Genomic DNA, 16,066 nt, shown 5'->3' with positions numbered 1-16,066 from the left:
TGGCTAGGGGACTTTACAAATTACAATCTGCGGCAATCATGTGGAAGTTACTTACTTATGGGTAACGGGATGGGTGGTTCACCCCTCCCAAATCAGGGCGGGGATACCAAAATCCCATCTTATAAGGAGAGCCTCGCTTCGGACAAAAGGAAAAGATGTGAGCCTCTCCATCCTAACATAGTCTCTTAAAAGCAAGAGAGATGTCTCCCTTCGGTGGGTTAAGCCCATCTCAAAGATTGACGTGAGTTTCCAAAAGTCAGTCGGCCTACCGCCCAGTTCACATTCTCGCACTCTATGGCTCTCTCCCTCGGACTTCCTTTCCTCGGGTCTGTTAGTTTCGTTCCCTATGGGTCACGAAACTAACAGATCGTTCGACTGTTCAAGCCCTCAAGTATTTCGTCGTTTGTTTGGATTTTTTGAAAATGAGATCTGATTTTGCGGGCGGAGGGACTTGAACCCCCACGCCTCTCGGCGCCAGAACCTAAATCTGGTGCGTCTGCCAATTTCGCCACGCCCGCATGTAGTTATAGGCATATTGTTATGGAGGGCTTCCTTGTCGAGAGAGATTTTCCAAAAGACCCTTCGTTTCCTAAAGAATTACCGGCGGATTTTTTCTTTGGAAAATAGGAAGAAAGTTCTTATTTTTATCAAAACAGGAAAGGGAATGATTTCCCGGTTTCGTCAAATTCCATTGGAAAGTGGTAAAGTTTTGATTTCCAACGAACCATACTTGCCAGTAGTATCGAAAACATAAATTAGAATTTTAGAATACTCTGAATTACTAATTTTGTAGTTTGGATGTGCAATTTCAAATACTATATTATATTGAACAATTCGGAAAACAGTTCTCGCAAACGGCGAGGCCAGGGATGGCCGAAGTTTTTTCGCCGGACGGATGTTCCGCGAAAAAGAGCGTGGAGTGTTTTTCTAAATGACAAACAGTTCCGTTAAGGAGAAATGACCCGAAGGTCTACGATGAATATACTAGAATACATGCAAAATATTTCCACGCAGACTTATGCGCGGGGTGAAATTATCTTTAGGGAAGGCGACCATCACGACGGCAATATGTACTGCATCATGCAGGGAATGTTTGCCGTTACAAAAAAAAATCCTGACGGTCTGCAGGAAATCATCAAAGGACTCGGACCAGGTGAGTTTTTTGGAGAACTGGCACTCATCACACGTAATCCTAGAGCGATGAGTGTGAGCGTTGTTTCCGCAAATGCCAAACTCGGAATCTTACGAGAAGACCAGTTCGAAAAATTGGCAAAGATCAACGCACATTTTCTATTTCACCTACTACGCAGTTCCGTAGAAAAACTGCACCGTGCGGAAACCAGACTGAATGAATTGGAAAGAATAATAGAAGAAATGAAATCGGAGGAAACATGAGCACGGATCATTTGAAACGTTTCCTAAGCGAAGTGAGCATTCGCCATTTTCCCAAAGACCAGACGGTATTTCAGGAAGGCGAAGAAACAAACGGGGTCATGTATTTTATTTTTTCCGGAAAATTGAAAGTCACGAAAAAAACGGGAAATGGAGAAGACCTGATCATTCGCCAAATGGGACCGGGGGAATTTTTTGGAGAACTGGCGCTCATCCAACCTTCTCCCCGTGCGGCTACCGTCATTGCCATCGCAGAAGATACGAAACTGGGGATTATCAACCGGGAGATCTTTCTGGGAATGGGAAAAGAAAGCCCTGCTTTCCTATCCGTACTACTTCATAGCATCATTCGCAGGTTATCCGAGGTAGAAGAGAAAGTTACGGAAAGAAAAGAAGAAATCTATTCTTTACTCAACCAAGATAGTTTGAACCGGGAGCCCGCAGCAGCAAATCCGGATGCTGCAGAACCGTCTAACACCCCAATGGAAACTTCCCCGCCGGAGGAAGAGAAAAATAAAGGAACAGGATGACAAAATGCAAAACTGCAATGTATTTATCGTGCATTGCATCATTTGCAAAGGAATCCGTAAAAATTTCTTGACTTAACTTTTTTTTTTTGGAGATTTTTCATGATGGCACTTCGATTATTCCACTATCCGCTTCCCATATTATTCGTTGCCCTTATATTTTTTACGATTCCGTTTCTTAATTTTTTTGCTACCGCCGCCTTATACGACTTAAGCCAAAGATGGGATCACGTTTTTGATCGGATTCAGCCGCTGCAGTATTTTCTCTCCGCACTGAGCCTTGTGATTGCATACGGACTCGTCGCAAAAAAGAAATTCGGTTATTATCTGTTTCTGCTATTCGCCATTGTTCTGGCTTCTTACAATCTTTGGATGGTGGCCTGGATCAGCCTTGGCAAAAAGCTTTTTCTTGCCGGCATCCGGTTGCAGACTCCCGACATCGTTTGGAACGCCGTCTTCACCGCAGTTATATTAGGTGCTATTTTTTATTTTTTAAGAAAGGAAATATCCGCTCCGTACTTAAGCGGATTGCAGAGAGGTTGGAGAGGAAGATACAGGGAGACTCATCCGGTTCCTTTTCATTGGACCAATGTAGACGGAGAAAGAGAAGGAGATGGTTATACCATCAATGTCTCGGGCTCAGGCGCTCTTATACCTTTACCGCAACATCATTTTTTAAAAGAAGACGATCCGATCAATCTCCATCTCAAATTGGAAAATGAAAAAAGAGAAATCATTCCCATCTCCGTAAAAGGAACAATCATTAGGTTGGATCGGGAAGCTGACGGCACCGACCTCGCGGGCATCACATACGAATTTCAGGTAGCCCAGAAAGAAGAAAAAGAAGAATTTTTGAAATTTCTTACCAGAGTATTCGCACCGAGATACCCTGTTTCCAATAAAATAGAAGCGGGCAAAAACCTTCCTGGAGAATCCACGGGAGAGCTTGTAAATATTTCCACGGAAGGACTTTACATCAAATCAGATGTGGTTTACGAAATGGGAGAGCTTATCTCCGTAAAAATACTCACCCGTTCGGGTACTATTTCCTTAAAAGGGATCGTCCGATGGTCCAACCCGAACGCTCGTTATGGGAAACCGGTAGGTTACGGTTTGCAAATCGAGTCAGCGGAAAACATGAATCATTTCCGCATCTGGGTTTGGAAACAAAGATTCAGAATTTTCCACGGACGTTAGGCTTTTAACAATTCAGTAGCAAGAACTACATCCGTAGGAGTAGTGATCTTGATGTTTTTGGAAGAGCAAGGCACGATCCCCGTTTGTTTTCCCAATGTTTCCACCCAGGAACATAGATCCGTCGGATGAAGTGAAATATCTTTACTGACAGGATTTGCAAGGAGCTCGTTTAATAATTTTCCTGTGACCGCCTGAGGAGTTTTTACCATATACAACAAGGATCTGGGAACGGATTCTTTTGTAAAATTTGAGTTTTCTTCCACTTTTACAATCGTTTCCGTTGCCGCTGTCGCCAAGGTAGAAGCTCCGTAAATTTGCGCAGAACCTACAAGCTCGTCCAGTTCGGTAGCGGTAAAGAAGGGCCTTGCCGCATCATGGATCAGTATCATATCCTCATCATCATAAGGAATGGAGGAAATCCCCGCCAAACAGGATAAATGGCGGGAAGCACCCCCTTCCACAATCCGATCGTTGACTTCCAAAACTGGACCGGCCGCCTCTTCCAATTTTAAGATCCAATCTTTATGAGAAACAAGGGTTAAGGATTTAAGAAGTCCCCAGCTTTGAAATACTTCTATCGAATATCGGAATAACGGTTTGCCAGCGAGATGGATGAACTGTTTTGGGGTGTTCCCTCCGATTCTAGTTCCCACTCCTCCCGCAAGGATGACTGCATAAAGGTTGCGCATGAATTATAAAACTTTGATTTCGTTTTTATATATATCTTCTAACACTTGTTTTTTGCGAATCAGTTTCGTTTCTCCGGAATTCAGAACCAGAACTTCAGGTGTTTCGGGAAAACTATTGTAGTTTTTGGTAGACATACTTGAACAGTAAGCGCCTACCGCTTCCATCGAAACCAGGTCCCCCACATTCGTTTCTGCCATCAAACGAGCGATAGGTTCCCCTCCTTCTTTTTGAGTGAATACATCTCCCGACTCGCAACAATGTCCTACTACTACATATTCTTCCGTTTTGGTAACGGCCCTTCCGTCTCCGGGAACAGTCACTAACGGATGTTTTGCCCCGTACAACGAAGGTCTTGTATTTGCGTCCATCCCGGTATCCAGTTTCAAAAAACAATACCCTTTGGAACCGGTATCGATTTTGTCGTCTACGGTTGTGATGAGAGATGCGCAAAGCGCGACCAAATAGGTGCCGGGTTCGATTTCCAGCGTCAATTTGCGCCCGTGTTTTTCGGCAAATTGAACGAATAATTCTTTTGCGGGTTTTCCGATCAGTTGCAAATCAGTGGATTTTTCATCCGCCATTCTACCCACTTTATATCCGCCTCCCAAACTAACAGTAGTTACCGATTCAAACATCTCGGCGTATTCCAGGGTATAATGTGCGACTGCTTTCCAAACCTCAGGATCACTTCCCGAACCGATATGGGTATGGACTTTGTTTACCACTAAATTGTATTTTGAAACGATGGCTTTCAATTCGGGCATCTTTTCGTGCCAAATCCCGAACGAGGAAGTCACTCCCCCTACATCCGTTTTTTTGGTATGACCGGAGCCGAGACCGGGGTTAAAACGAATGGAAACCGTATGACCTGGAAATAATTTTCCAAATTCCTCCAATTGTTGCAAGGAACAGGCATTAAATTCCACACCTTTTTCTATAAAGGATTTAAGGTCTTTCGGAAATTGTTGGGATGTAATCATGATCGCAGAAGAAGGAAAACCCGCCGCAACGGCACGGTGCACCTCATGTTCCGAGGATGCATCGATGAGGATTCCCTTATTTTGCATAATCTTCAATACATTTGCATTGGGACTGGCCTTCATTGCATAACGAACGTTTAAACCGAAGGCATTCGGGAAAGAAAGTGCCTCATCGCATTTTTTTTCGATCTCAGCTTGGGAATAGACAAATACGGGCGTTCCGAACTCTCCCGCGATGGAACGAACCTGGTCCTCGTTCAAAAACTTTAGTTTTTCGATTGATGTCATAAGAATTAAGATAAAACTTTCAATAGGTTCTATTCTTAAAAGTCAAAAAAAGGAAACATGGCAGGAAAGATCACTCACATCGAAGCCCTTTCTCAGGTAAAAAAACACCTGGAACACGGGAATGCTACGCAAAGAAAAATTGCGGCACTACTCAACAGACAGGATGTTTCCCACTACGCGAATTTGGGTGCGGTTGCTCCGGACATATTTTATTTTTATCATGTATTACAACCTCAAAAGACAAAAAAGGCCGCTTTCTGGGGAGACCTTGCCCATCACAGCCGTGTAACAGAACTTATACTTAGTTTTTTGGATCAAGTGAACGAAACGGAGATGGGGCTTTATCGGGATCGTTATCTTGCATTCGCATTAGGTTATATCTGCCACTGCGTAGTGGATGTACAAACCCATCCTTATATCTTTTATATTTCGGGAGACTACTACAGTAGTGATAAAAAAATATCCTACCAGGCACAGATTAACCATATGAAGGTGGAATTCGGTTTGGATACGATGTTGCTTCATTACCGCTGGGGTATGAGTGCCCGCGAATACGATTTCCCCCAATACATAGACATCCGTCATAGAACAGTCGGGATCAAAAACAAAATGGATCCTATCCTTTGGCAATTCTGGCTTCATTGTCTGAAAGAAACTTTCCCGACCGAATTCGGATCCTCCTATCTCGGTTCGGAAAGAAAGATCATTCCAGGTGATATACTTAACGAGTCTTATATGGGGTTTTACCGTTTTACAAGCACTCTTGACTCCAGAAGTTCCTGGATGAGAGGACTTGTTTCCGTAGTGGATCATCTGACATTCCACAAATACAATGCAAGCGTGCTTATGTTGCCCAGTTTGAGCGAAATCAACCCCAAGATCATGAATGAGGAAAAAAGGGAATGGAACTACCCTGCCGACCCGAAACGGGTGTACAAGGATTCTTTCATCGATTTACTCAACCAAGCTAGCCATTCAGCAAAAGAAATCCTTACCCGAGCTTATGAATATTCCTTTTCTCCGGAGAACAGATCTAAGATTTTGGAAACTTACGGCGGCTATAATTTGGATACCGGTCTCCGTTACCAGGGGATCGACAGTATGAAAGAATTTTCTCCCTTGGTATAAACCCTTAAATTCAGGAACAAAGTCGGACATTATGAAACAAGAAGCTGTAGGGCTTTTCGAAAAAATATTTATCATTTGGTTTAGAGATCTTACATCTTGGATTTGGGAAGAAGGGAATGTAGTTCGAAAAACCGCAATCGCCCTCTTCGTGTTGGGCGGGGTCAACGTTTTTTTACTCACTGGATCACTGAAGGATTTCTTTCGTTTGAAAGAAGCCTCCATGTATGACATACCTTCCATTCTCTATGCGCAGACAGAAAAAGGTAAATTCGAACCGATCGCGGAATATTATAAATTTTCCAGAATTCCCGTAGACATAGATATTTTAAAAAAAGAAAAACCTAGCCTTTCTCAGGATAACAGAAACAAAGTGATACAATGTTTTCTATCTACGGAAGACAATCAATTCTACTCTCACAGCGGAATTGATTTGAAAGGGATCGCCCGCGCCTTTGTAGTCAATTTGATTGCCGGTAAAGTGAAGGAAGGAGCATCCACAATCACACAACAAGTCGCGAGATTGAAATTTCTTTCCGTTGAAAGATCCATCGCAAGAAAAGCAAGAGAAGCTTGGCTTGCATTCTTATTGGAAATGGCTTATCCAAAGGATAAGATTTTAGAAGTCTACTTGAATGAAATTCCATTGGGACACGGAACGATCGGAGTGGGAGCTGCATCCCGATTTTATTTTCGAAAGGAACTCCATGATGTTACCTGGGGGGAGGCAGCCATTCTCGCAAGCCTTACCACAAGACCTACACAATTCAGCCCTCTTACCAATCCGATCTCCAGTATCAACAAAGTGCGGGTAGTATTCAAGAAACTCATCGAAAACGGAAGGATGACAGTCACTGACGCGGAAAAAGAATACACTGCACTGATGGATTATTATTCCAATCTAAACCGTTCTCCCAATGATTCCGCATTTTCGGACAGATTGAACCGTTTCCCTTACGTTACCGAATACATTCGAAAAAATCTGCTTCGTTCCATCGGAAAGGACAGATTGTACAACGGCGGATTGAAGATTTATTCCACCATCCAAATCAAACACCAAACGGAAGCTGAAAAAGCAATGTTTCCCGCACTCCAGGCACAAACTCTGGAATCAAACCAAAGAGCATTCCGCAATATAGATGCCTTTGACGATAATTTCGGTGCAGCTTATGAAGTGATTGCAGATTTGTATGATCTTCCCGAATTCAAATTTAAAATTTCAAGAACGGAAAGAACGTTTCGTTCCGCATTCCAGGAGGACATCAGAGATACGTTCACAACTCTGAACTATCTGACTGGTGACGATTCTCTCGGGGACTTTCTGGATAATAATTACGCGAACCAATCCACCCAAGATCACCTGTTACCCGTAGAAGGTTCCCTCATCTCAATAAGACCAAACACTGGCTATATTACGGCGCTTGTAGGAGGTTCGGGGTTTCGTTCCGACAACCAACAAATTCGTCCTTTCCAAGCATTCCGCCAACCCGGTTCGGCATTCAAACCGGTGTTATATGCAGCAGCAATGGATTATTCCGGGAAAAACCCCGACCCGGAAAAAAACGTAACTCCCGCTACTTTATTTGCAGACTCTCCCTTACAATATTTGATGGAAGACGGAGACGAATGGGCTCCCGAAAATTACAGCTCGGAATATTCCGGATTTATACTACTCAGAAAAGCATTGGAACAATCCAAAAACTCCGTAGCAGTTCGGGTTCTGGAACAAATTGGTCTCTCCAATATCATGAGCACCTTACAAGGATTACTTCAACTTCCCGGCAGGGACATTCCTTATAATTTCAGCGTTTCACTGGGAAGTTTTGAAATCACTCCCTACGAACTGACCCGTGCCTATGCGGCACTTGCCTCCGGAGGAAAAACGGTAAACCCCATCTCCGTCCTTTATGTGGAAAACCAAGAAGGCAAAATCATCAAAGACTTCCGAAATGAATTCGATGAATCCGACAGAAAACAAGTGATCTCCCCCGAGGCCGCATTCCTCGTAACCTCTATGATGGAAGATGTGATCCGGGAAGGAACCGGAAAGGCAGCTCTTTCCTACGGGCTTTCCAGAAAAGCATATGGAAAAACAGGTACCACAAATAATTTTAGAGATGCTTGGTTTGTAGGATACACTCCGGAACTAGTCACTTCCGTTTGGTTCGGTTATGATGTGGGAACCATTTCCTTAGGACGAGGGATGACGGGAGGAAGGCTTGCAGCCCCCGTGTGGGGAAGGTTTATGGCAAGATCTCTTGACAATGAACCCAAAGCCGAGTTTTCTTGGACAACCGATCTAAAAATTACCAAAAGAGCCGTTTGTACCATGTCCGGCAAACTCCCCGGAGGACAGTGCAGAGAGCTCATTGAAGAGTATTTTATCCCGAGCACCGTTCCGAAAGATGTTTGTTCCGATCATGGATCCCAATGGATGTCTACGGAAACCTCAAGCTCGGTTCGCCAGGAAAAGCCGAAACAGACAACAGTTGTGGCAAAACCACCCGGAACGGAAAAAATACCGAAACCAATCAAAAAGAAGAAAAAGAAAAGTGTCTTTAGCGGCGATGAAGACATAGATTATTAAAAAGGCTTGTCATCAAAGCCTCAAATTACGAATCTCACAGAAGGGTAAAAAGGAGTAGGAATGGCGATCAATAAAGACTCCATCAATAGCGTAATCGGACCTGGTTCCATTTTCGAAGGAAAATTTTATATTGCAGGATCCCTTAGAATTGATGGTAAATTCGAAGGAGATATCAAAACGGAAGACGCACTTGTAGTTGGCGAGACTGGAAAAGTTAAAACCAATATTGCTGCTCGTGAAGTAGTCATTTCCGGAACCCTTATCGGAAATATAAAAGCCGAATCAGAGGTGAAACTCGAGGGAACAGGAAGAATGTTAGGTGATATCACAGCTCCTTATTTAGAACTTCAAAAAGGTGTAGTGGCAAAGGGTAACATCACAATTACCGGTGGCCAGAAAAAAGATGTCCGCAAAATCGTTGAAGAATCGTTTGGCGGCATTAAATCTTTAGACAGCAAAGAGTAAGCTGGCATAACTTTGAAAGATGCTACTTCGATCACCAGAAAAATCAACGATCGGTAAGCATGTTCTTCGCTGGGGAAATTTAAATGTCATTCAACTTTCCCCAGGAAAGTACTTTTACAATCTTCATCTACAAACAGCAGTATTTCACGGAACGATAGACTTAAACAGAAAGCGCTACCGGGTTCTTCCACTACTCGCATCCTCAGCCACTATGGCGCTACTTTTGGGGATCCTTTGGGATAGGCCGAACTATAGCGAAAGTTATCTGGACGTCGAACCGAGCACTACGATTGACGAAGTTCAGGAAAACGATTCCAAAGACAAGGAAGCAAAAGCTGCGGACGAAAAATATCTTTTAGAAACTGAAGAGAAAAAATTCGCAATCTTACGGTCAGCCGAACTAGACAGACCTGCGGAAGACAAACTTAAAAAACTGAAAGTCATTCAATATAAAGTAAAAAGGAATGAAACCTTATCGGAGATTGCTACCAAGTTCCGAGTTTCCACGGAAGCAATTGCGGGTTCCTCGGGTATCCAACCGGAAATAGTTTTGTTGCCCGGGCAGATTCTGAACATCCCCAACAAACAAGGTTTAGTTTATAAAATGAAAAAAGGAGACACTCTTGCAAAAGTCGCTGATTTTTACAAAGTAAAGATGGAAGACATCTACTCCGAAAACACACTGGAAGATTACGACCTGTTCAAATCAGGACAAAAAGTATTCTTACCCGGAGCGGTGATCCCGGATCCTCTTCCCATTTGGAAAATACCAGTGCTCTCCCGGGTCATTACTTCAGGCTGGGGAACAAGATCATACCCTCAATACAAATTTCACCAAGCCATCGACTTACGCGCAAACTACGAACCGGTCATGGCCGCAAGGAAAGGAAAAGTCATTTATTCAGGTTGGATGGGGGGTTACGGAAACGCAATCATCATCCAACACGACAACGCCTACCAGACATTATATGCTCACAATTCCCGTCTCTATGCAAAGTCAGGAGACTATGTATCCGTCGGAAAGGTAATTTCCAGATCAGGATGTACCGGTTATTGTTTCGGACCGCATTTGCATTTTGAAGTGATCAAAGACGGCAAAAACGTAAACCCTTCAAAGCTATTAAGAGGATTTTCTTATAAATGACATTTTCCCCATATCGCATTCTGAAATTCAACCAGTCCCCAAAATTACCGATCCTCTTCTTTCTGCTTCCCCTGATTTTCTCTCTTTTTGATTGTGCCACTCCTCCTACGATAGGCCAACTTTTAAACGAAAGAACAAAAGATAGTTTCGATGAAACAAAAAATTTAAACATAAATTACGTAACCACCAGAAGGGAAAGAACAGTAGCAGCTCCGAACTGTGATTCAAACACATTCGATTTTTTAAGCGATATTACCACTCATTACGGAGAATGTATCATAGGAATTCCCGCAAAACATTCCATTGGTGATATTACCTGGGACAATTCTCAGGACAAAAATTCATTTTTTCATTTGAATGGCAAAAGAGATAGAAAAGAAGAAGATTTCTTTCAAAAGATAAAATCAAATCCCTTCGAGGAAGTACTTGTCTTTGTTCACGGATTCAATGTCCCTTTCGAAGAAGCGGTAGTCAGAGCGGGACAGATACGTTATGATTTGAAATTTCCGGGCGAAGTGATTTTATATTCTTGGCCAGCGGGAACCGATGCCGGAATTATAAATCAGTTGATGGTGCGTTCCGTTTACGAAGCCAATTTTATCGAAGCAAAACTAAACAGAGAACCCTTTGCCGACTTTCTATCCAAAATCATAGTGTTAAATAAAAAAGTCCATCTGGTAGTTCATAGTATGGGACATCAGGTGGTACTGCCTGCGATTGATATTGCAGTCAAAAGAGGGAAAACGAAATTTCTGGAACAATTGATCCTAAATGCACCTGACTTTGACAAGGTGGAATTCACAAATCTTGCTCCGAATCTGGTTGCCTCCTCAAAACGAGTGACTCTTTACTGTTCCCCCGGAGACAACGCACTCATCGCCTCACAAAAAGTAAATGGTGGAAGCCGCGCAGGAACCTGTTTTAGATTCAACGATATAGATGTGATCAATGTAAATGAAGTGGACTCTCCGGTTCTTGGAATCGGCGGACTTGGTCACGGATATTATTCTTCCAGACCCATACTGACTGACATATATCAAGTGTTACTTGGAGTTTCCATAGAGAAAAGATTGTTTATCAGACGTGCGGGACAATACAACGGAGAAGGTTGGATCTTAAGGAAATAGATAAACTCTTGTCCGATTCATTCGGTTTTGGAATTTTCATTCAATAAACGAATGGTATGCCGTATCAAATCCGATTTGCCCCAATCACCGTGACCGGGCACCACTATCTCCGCATCAGGGTATCTTTCCAAAAGATTTTTTGCGGTCATAGGCCAAGCGTTTAGATTTGCATCCTCTATGTTTCCCAAAGATTTCGATTCCAAGGATTTGACGAGACAACCTGTAAACAAAATATGAGTATTGGGCAACCAAACTACAATATTGTCCTTGGTATGCCCCTGTCCCGGATAATATACTTCGAGCCCAGTATCACCCAGACTCATTCTTGGGTCCAGATCGAGCTTAGGATTCGGTTTTGGAAATCCTTTTTTTTCCGCTTCCTTTGCCGTCAAACTGGTGCTATAGACTGGAACGGATTGTTTGATAAATATACCAGCTCCTGTAATCCGATCCGCATGGGCATGAGTGATGATAACGAAACTGATTTCCTTTTGGAATTTTTCTTTCACAGCCAGGATCAGGTTTTCCGTTTGTTTTTCCGTCCAAGGAGTATCAACGATAACGATCCCTTTGGAAGTAACGGCTATGAGTCCGTTCGCAGGAATTTTTTCTCCTTTAAAAAATCCGCTGCTACGATGAACCCAAACATTCTCTTTCACTCGGATCAGTTCAATCGAATCCGAATCGGATAGACCGGAATCGACTGGTTCCGGTGGCGCACCGGATGTATTTTTCAGTCCGGTGGATTTACAAAAATAATTCATCCCGAAACAAAATAATAAAATAGCGACAGGTAATGTTTTACACAAATATTTAAGGAACAAAAACATTCTCTTCCTCATTGTTTTGTTTTGGTAAAGATCTGGTTTGGATTTTCACTTCAGAGACCTCGCCATCTTCGATTCCTTTTTTATAAAAGTCCAGACGGAGTTTTGCCTTTTTAGAGTTTCCAAGAAAAGGTTTTGTAAATTGAATCAGCCTGTCTCCTCCTGAAATTTTTTCATGATAAACTCCGTTCAAGTTGGCGAATACCACATGACGTGCATAAGTTGATCCTGGAATTTTTGCAGGTCCAGCCAGAGGCTCCATTGGAATCCAACCGAACTCCTCCGTCCATGCCTCAACGAATTTATGATTTAAAAAAATCTTATCGGAAGATTCCGTCGGTAGATAATTCCAAACCAGTCTTGCCGGAATTCCTATACTTCGGAGAAATGCCATTGTAACATACGAGTGTTCCGTGCAAGCACCGTTGTTTTTGGAAATTACCTGGGGCGCAGGTTCGAACTTGCCGGATTTATAGGGAATTTTGGAAACATATTCTTGCGTACGCGATAAAGTTTCAAAGATATCAGGATCTTCTCCCAAGACTTCCGTCCGTTTTTCCTTGACAATTTCATCATCATACTTTAAAAACCAATCGTTTGCCGTATAAGCGGAAAACTTTGAATCCGTTCGAAGGTCACTGAGTTTGGATCTTAGAGAAGAAAGGTCAAATTCGATTTTAAACCGTTTCATTTTCGCTTTGTACACGATCTTTTCAAAACTTTCCCCGGAAGAGAGAGCAGGAACCGAAAACTTAACGGATCTGTTGCCCAAACTGTCATACTCTATTTCGGAATCCTTGGTAAACTGTTCGTCTGTCAACTCTTGCGAATAACTTTCATTAGGAGGTAAGACAAGGGAAACTTCGGAAGCTTTCATATCCGAGGATGCGGTAATACTCACTTCCGCATAAATTTCATTTTCTATCGGTGAAAATCGGATCGCCTTCCTATTTTCCAGTAATTGAATTCCCTTTGATAAGTCGTAGAGCTTATCTCCGATAAGTCCCAATTCCAAAAAATTCTTTGTCACAGGATCCAATATCAATAGTTTCCCTTTCTCTACGGAGTAGGACTTCATCAGTGCGCGGTGAGTGATGCCGGGTTTGTATTCATTTGTGATCGTGTTCGATCCGATGTCTAGGATTTGGATCTTTGCTCCCCAAAGAGTGGAAACAAGGCCGACTTGATTTTCTCCCCAGGGAATAAATCTTTGAACACCTGTTATAGGATAATTTTTCTCTTCTATTTTTTTGCCGGTAGTTAGATCGTAGATACCGAATTTTACCCCGTGATGGGAATAAACCTTGGTTCCATCAATCACCATATCATGCCAATTGGAACTTGTGTCTTCCCAATCGGAGGACGCATGAGTGTGAAGAGTGTCCGGGTTTATTTCTAAAATTTTTTTCTTTGTGCGAAAGTAAACTTTGTCTTTGAAACCGGCCCATCCTGTGATCTTATCTCCTGTCCAGGAGATTCGGATCTTTTCTCCCGACTTCAAATTCCATTTTAAAATCTCCAAAGGTTTTTCTTTCGAACGAACCAAATAGAATACATTCCCTTTATGAACCAAAACAGATTCGAATAAATCCAAGGATTCCCCTTCTTCCAAAACCGGTGGATTGGAAATGGTATAATCTCCTCTGACCTCTTTCCAACGATATGCAGTATAAGTTGAGGTTTCAGAAAAGAGAGAAAAAGAAAACAAAGTCAAAATCGCAAAGGATGAATGGGAAATAAATTTAAGTTGTTTCATATATGTACTGGACCTTCCGATTAAAATAAGTCTATTGTTTCAAACCCTTGCAAAAGAATAACATTCACATTATCAGCTTTTGTTTTATGAAGTATGAAATTCATATTTGCATTAAAGTCATCTCCGATTTTTAAGTTCGGTTCCAAGGGTTCGGCAAGAGGTTTGAAAAAATTATCCCAATGAATTGGAATCACTTGTTTTGCTTTTACTGCTTTCACAGTTTCCTTGTAATACGTTTCCTGAAATGTTTCTGGCTGTTTTGACAATTGAGCGATTCCTAAAAATAAAACATCCACCTTATAACGATCCAATGCGCCTTCTATATAATTTGTACTTCCTTTGATAAGCAAAGAATGACTTCCATGTTGTATCAAAAAATCAAAAGCCCCTCCTTCAATATAATCGCTTGCTTTCGCAGGTTGTATCAAAGGAGAGTCGATATTCGGATGATTGGGATCGGTGGCATTTGTTTTGCCTAATATTTTAAAAGGAGGAGTGTGTTTGGATGACAAAACGGTGACTGTGAATTTTCCGATGCGAACTGGTTTACCGGGAATGAATAAATTCATCCGATCGAAAGAAAGCCCGGCTCCAGCTCCTACATTCAAAGTGGAAGAGGATCCGTACAAATTTGCCCCCGTAAGTTTTGCCACGAAAGGTGCATCCATTGCATGATCATAATGGGAATGGCAGACAAAGATCCCTTTCAATCGATTCATCCGGGTCTTTGCCATCACCGATTCGATAATGGATATATCCGTAGATAATCTTAAAAATGCAGTTCGAAATAAGGACGGTCTGGTAAAAAATCCGTCCGTTAGAAGTTGTGTTTCTCCGTCGTCAACGAGCAACGAAGAAGTTCCAAGAAAGGTAACTCTTACTTTTCCCGAAGGAACCGAGTTCGTTTGTTTTTGTTCGGAAAGATAATTTTTGTAATCTCTTACATTTCCGGAAGAACCGAACATACAAGATTGAATCCATAAAAAGGAAAAAAACAGAAAAAACTTAAAACAAAATTGCAAATGGTTTTTTAATCGATTCATTCTTAAACGATCCTATCCGTCAATGTGCGTTTCAGAGTGCGGAAATTTTTTATATTTTCAATCGTTTTTCGGGGTCGGTGGGAAAAATGGATTTACAAAGCAAAAACAAAGTTAGATGGTCTTTTCAAAATGGTTGATTCCTATTCCGGTAGTTTGTTTTATTTCGGTGGAAAAATTCTTCTGGGAACACGCGGATTAGAAACGGATTTTCACGCACATTTTGCAGTATCCATTCTTATTTCCATCTCAGAACCATTTTGCATCCTGACTGACGAAAAAGAAAAAACATACTACCAGGCGGCATTCCTCGCACCAAATTTCCATCATATGTTGCTCGCTGAAAATTCCGATATGATCGTATTGCAATTCGACCCATATAGCAAATATTATGCGTCACTATTAACCAGGTTCGGACGAAAAGGAATCAAAGAAATCCCGATCGAAGAAGTCCGAAATTTCACGGAAGAGTGCAAGGATTTATTGGAAGCCAAACTAGATTGTGAAAGTGCACGTTCCTTATTTGAGTCCATTCTTGGTGCACTGGGAACTACAAGGCCCGAAGCAAAACTATTGGATCCGAGAATTGCAGGTCTTGTGGAAAAAATGAAAATTTCCTTAAGAGAAGATCTTTCCGTTCCTATTCTCGCAGGTGAACTCGGTTTTTCCGAATCCAGATTCATGCATTTATTCAAAGAAGAGATAGGAATTCCTTTTCGCCAATATCTACTCTGGATGAAGCTTCATGAAGCTGCAAAGATTTTGCAATCGGGAGGGAACTTGACTGATGCATCTCATGCTGCAGGATTTGCAGACCAATCGCATTTGAGCCGAACATTCAAAAGAATGTTCGGAGTGCCCCCATCAAAATTTTTGGGGGCAAATCATAAAGTGAAATTATTTTTCTGCAGTTAACAGTTT

General features: G+C 42.1%; 14 protein-coding genes and 1 tRNA gene. 9 read left to right on the top strand and 6 right to left on the bottom strand.

Translation table 11 applies throughout. The features are described 5' to 3' along the window. Positions 1-436: 436 nt before the first annotated feature. A tRNA-Leu gene (locus tag EHS11_RS05795) sits at positions 437-518 on the bottom strand. 457 nt (positions 519-975) lie between these two features. Here EHS11_RS05795 and EHS11_RS05790 point away from each other — a divergent pair. The 3 genes from EHS11_RS05790 to EHS11_RS05780 all read left to right on the top strand — a co-directional run bounded on the left by EHS11_RS05790 (position 976) and on the right by EHS11_RS05780 (position 3,116). Beyond that, a complete protein-coding gene (locus EHS11_RS05790) occupies positions 976-1,395 on the top strand; it encodes a cyclic nucleotide-binding domain-containing protein (RefSeq protein ID WP_135763454.1) in 420 nt (139 codons plus the stop codon). Further along, positions 1,392-1,922 carry a Crp/Fnr family transcriptional regulator gene (locus EHS11_RS05785; RefSeq protein ID WP_135763453.1) on the top strand — a complete coding sequence of 177 codons (531 nt, stop codon included), beginning with the start codon at positions 1,392-1,394 and terminating at the stop codon, positions 1,920-1,922. Before EHS11_RS05790 ends, EHS11_RS05785 begins: the two co-directional genes overlap by 4 nt. Positions 1,923-2,021: 99 nt before the next feature. Continuing rightward, positions 2,022-3,116 carry a PilZ domain-containing protein gene (locus EHS11_RS05780; RefSeq protein ID WP_246047616.1) on the top strand — a complete coding sequence of 365 codons (1,095 nt, stop codon included), beginning with the start codon at positions 2,022-2,024 and terminating at the stop codon, positions 3,114-3,116. Here the strand turns inward: EHS11_RS05780 and EHS11_RS05775 are convergent. Both EHS11_RS05775 and EHS11_RS05770 read right to left on the bottom strand, forming a co-directional pair. Continuing rightward, on the bottom strand, positions 3,113-3,805 hold the full coding sequence (locus tag EHS11_RS05775) for an IspD/TarI family cytidylyltransferase (RefSeq protein WP_135763452.1): 693 nt from the start codon (positions 3,803-3,805) through the stop codon (positions 3,113-3,115). The genes EHS11_RS05780 and EHS11_RS05775 overlap by 4 nt on opposite strands. 3 nt (positions 3,806-3,808) lie before the next feature. Continuing rightward, complete coding sequence (locus EHS11_RS05770) at positions 3,809-5,074, bottom strand: diaminopimelate decarboxylase (RefSeq protein WP_135763451.1); 1,266 nt, start codon at positions 5,072-5,074, stop codon at positions 3,809-3,811. A gap of 57 nt (positions 5,075-5,131) precedes the next feature. Here EHS11_RS05770 and EHS11_RS05765 point away from each other — a divergent pair, with 57 nt between their 5' ends. The 5 genes from EHS11_RS05765 to EHS11_RS05745 are packed head-to-tail and all read left to right on the top strand — an operon-like array spanning position 5,132 to position 11,522. Next, positions 5,132-6,202: a zinc dependent phospholipase C family protein gene (locus EHS11_RS05765; protein WP_135763450.1), complete on the top strand. Its 1,071-nt coding sequence runs from the start codon at positions 5,132-5,134 to the stop codon at positions 6,200-6,202. A gap of 31 nt (positions 6,203-6,233) precedes the next feature. Then, on the top strand, positions 6,234-8,786 hold the full coding sequence (locus EHS11_RS05760) for a penicillin-binding protein 1A (protein ID WP_135763449.1): 2,553 nt from the start codon (positions 6,234-6,236) through the stop codon (positions 8,784-8,786). A gap of 60 nt (positions 8,787-8,846) precedes the next feature. Continuing rightward, on the top strand, positions 8,847-9,251 hold the full coding sequence (locus tag EHS11_RS05755; protein ID WP_109018881.1) for a bactofilin family protein: 405 nt from the start codon (positions 8,847-8,849) through the stop codon (positions 9,249-9,251). 19 nt (positions 9,252-9,270) lie between these two features. Continuing rightward, positions 9,271-10,395 carry a M23 family metallopeptidase gene (locus tag EHS11_RS05750; RefSeq protein WP_135763448.1) on the top strand — a complete coding sequence of 375 codons (1,125 nt, stop codon included), beginning with the start codon at positions 9,271-9,273 and terminating at the stop codon, positions 10,393-10,395. Continuing rightward, on the top strand, positions 10,392-11,522 hold the full coding sequence (locus tag EHS11_RS05745) for an alpha/beta hydrolase (protein ID WP_135763447.1): 1,131 nt from the start codon (positions 10,392-10,394) through the stop codon (positions 11,520-11,522). The genes EHS11_RS05750 and EHS11_RS05745 overlap by 4 nt, the downstream gene beginning before the upstream one ends. 17 nt (positions 11,523-11,539) lie before the next feature. On the opposite strand, the gene bla is transcribed toward EHS11_RS05745, so the two are convergent. From bla to EHS11_RS05730, 3 genes are read right to left on the bottom strand one after another with little or no spacing between them, the layout of a single operon-like run. Next, complete coding sequence (gene bla, locus EHS11_RS05740) at positions 11,540-12,352, bottom strand: subclass B1 metallo-beta-lactamase (protein ID WP_425460547.1); 813 nt, start codon at positions 12,350-12,352, stop codon at positions 11,540-11,542. After that, positions 12,336-14,105: a transglutaminase-like domain-containing protein gene (locus EHS11_RS05735; RefSeq protein ID WP_135763445.1), complete on the bottom strand. Its 1,770-nt coding sequence runs from the start codon at positions 14,103-14,105 to the stop codon at positions 12,336-12,338. Before EHS11_RS05735 ends, bla begins: the two co-directional genes overlap by 17 nt. Before the next feature lie 20 nt (positions 14,106-14,125). After that, complete coding sequence (locus EHS11_RS05730) at positions 14,126-15,148, bottom strand: MBL fold metallo-hydrolase (protein ID WP_135763444.1); 1,023 nt, start codon at positions 15,146-15,148, stop codon at positions 14,126-14,128. A gap of 129 nt (positions 15,149-15,277) precedes the next feature. Here EHS11_RS05730 and EHS11_RS05725 point away from each other — a divergent pair, with 129 nt between their 5' ends. Beyond that, positions 15,278-16,060: a helix-turn-helix transcriptional regulator gene (locus tag EHS11_RS05725; RefSeq protein WP_135763443.1), complete on the top strand. Its 783-nt coding sequence runs from the start codon at positions 15,278-15,280 to the stop codon at positions 16,058-16,060. Positions 16,061-16,066 lie beyond the last annotated feature (6 nt).

This window comes from Leptospira ilyithenensis (genome assembly GCF_004771005.1).
GTDB lineage: Bacteria > Spirochaetota > Leptospiria > Leptospirales > Leptospiraceae > Leptospira_A > Leptospira_A ilyithenensis.
The sequence above is the reverse complement of the archived record's forward strand: the minus strand, read 5'-3'. Positions and strand labels throughout refer to the sequence as shown.

Coding starts and splice junctions, on each gene's coding strand:
- EHS11_RS05790 (WP_135763454.1), top strand. CDS start 976: ATGAATATACTAGAATACATGCAAAATATTTCCACGCAGACTTATGCG.
- EHS11_RS05735 (WP_135763445.1), bottom strand. CDS start 14,105: ATGAAACAACTTAAATTTATTTCCCATTCATCCTTTGCGATTTTGACT.
- EHS11_RS05725 (WP_135763443.1), top strand. CDS start 15,278: ATGGTTGATTCCTATTCCGGTAGTTTGTTTTATTTCGGTGGAAAAATT.
- EHS11_RS05770 (WP_135763451.1), bottom strand. CDS start 5,074: ATGACATCAATCGAAAAACTAAAGTTTTTGAACGAGGACCAGGTTCGT.
- EHS11_RS05785 (WP_135763453.1), top strand. CDS start 1,392: ATGAGCACGGATCATTTGAAACGTTTCCTAAGCGAAGTGAGCATTCGC.
- EHS11_RS05760 (WP_135763449.1), top strand. CDS start 6,234: ATGAAACAAGAAGCTGTAGGGCTTTTCGAAAAAATATTTATCATTTGG.
- EHS11_RS05765 (WP_135763450.1), top strand. CDS start 5,132: ATGGCAGGAAAGATCACTCACATCGAAGCCCTTTCTCAGGTAAAAAAA.
- EHS11_RS05750 (WP_135763448.1), top strand. CDS start 9,271: ATGCTACTTCGATCACCAGAAAAATCAACGATCGGTAAGCATGTTCTT.
- EHS11_RS05745 (WP_135763447.1), top strand. CDS start 10,392: ATGACATTTTCCCCATATCGCATTCTGAAATTCAACCAGTCCCCAAAA.
- EHS11_RS05755 (WP_109018881.1), top strand. CDS start 8,847: ATGGCGATCAATAAAGACTCCATCAATAGCGTAATCGGACCTGGTTCC.
- bla (WP_425460547.1), bottom strand. CDS start 12,352: ATGTTTTTGTTCCTTAAATATTTGTGTAAAACATTACCTGTCGCTATT.
- EHS11_RS05730 (WP_135763444.1), bottom strand. CDS start 15,148: ATGAATCGATTAAAAAACCATTTGCAATTTTGTTTTAAGTTTTTTCTG.
- EHS11_RS05775 (WP_135763452.1), bottom strand. CDS start 3,805: ATGCGCAACCTTTATGCAGTCATCCTTGCGGGAGGAGTGGGAACTAGA.
- EHS11_RS05780 (WP_246047616.1), top strand. CDS start 2,022: ATGATGGCACTTCGATTATTCCACTATCCGCTTCCCATATTATTCGTT.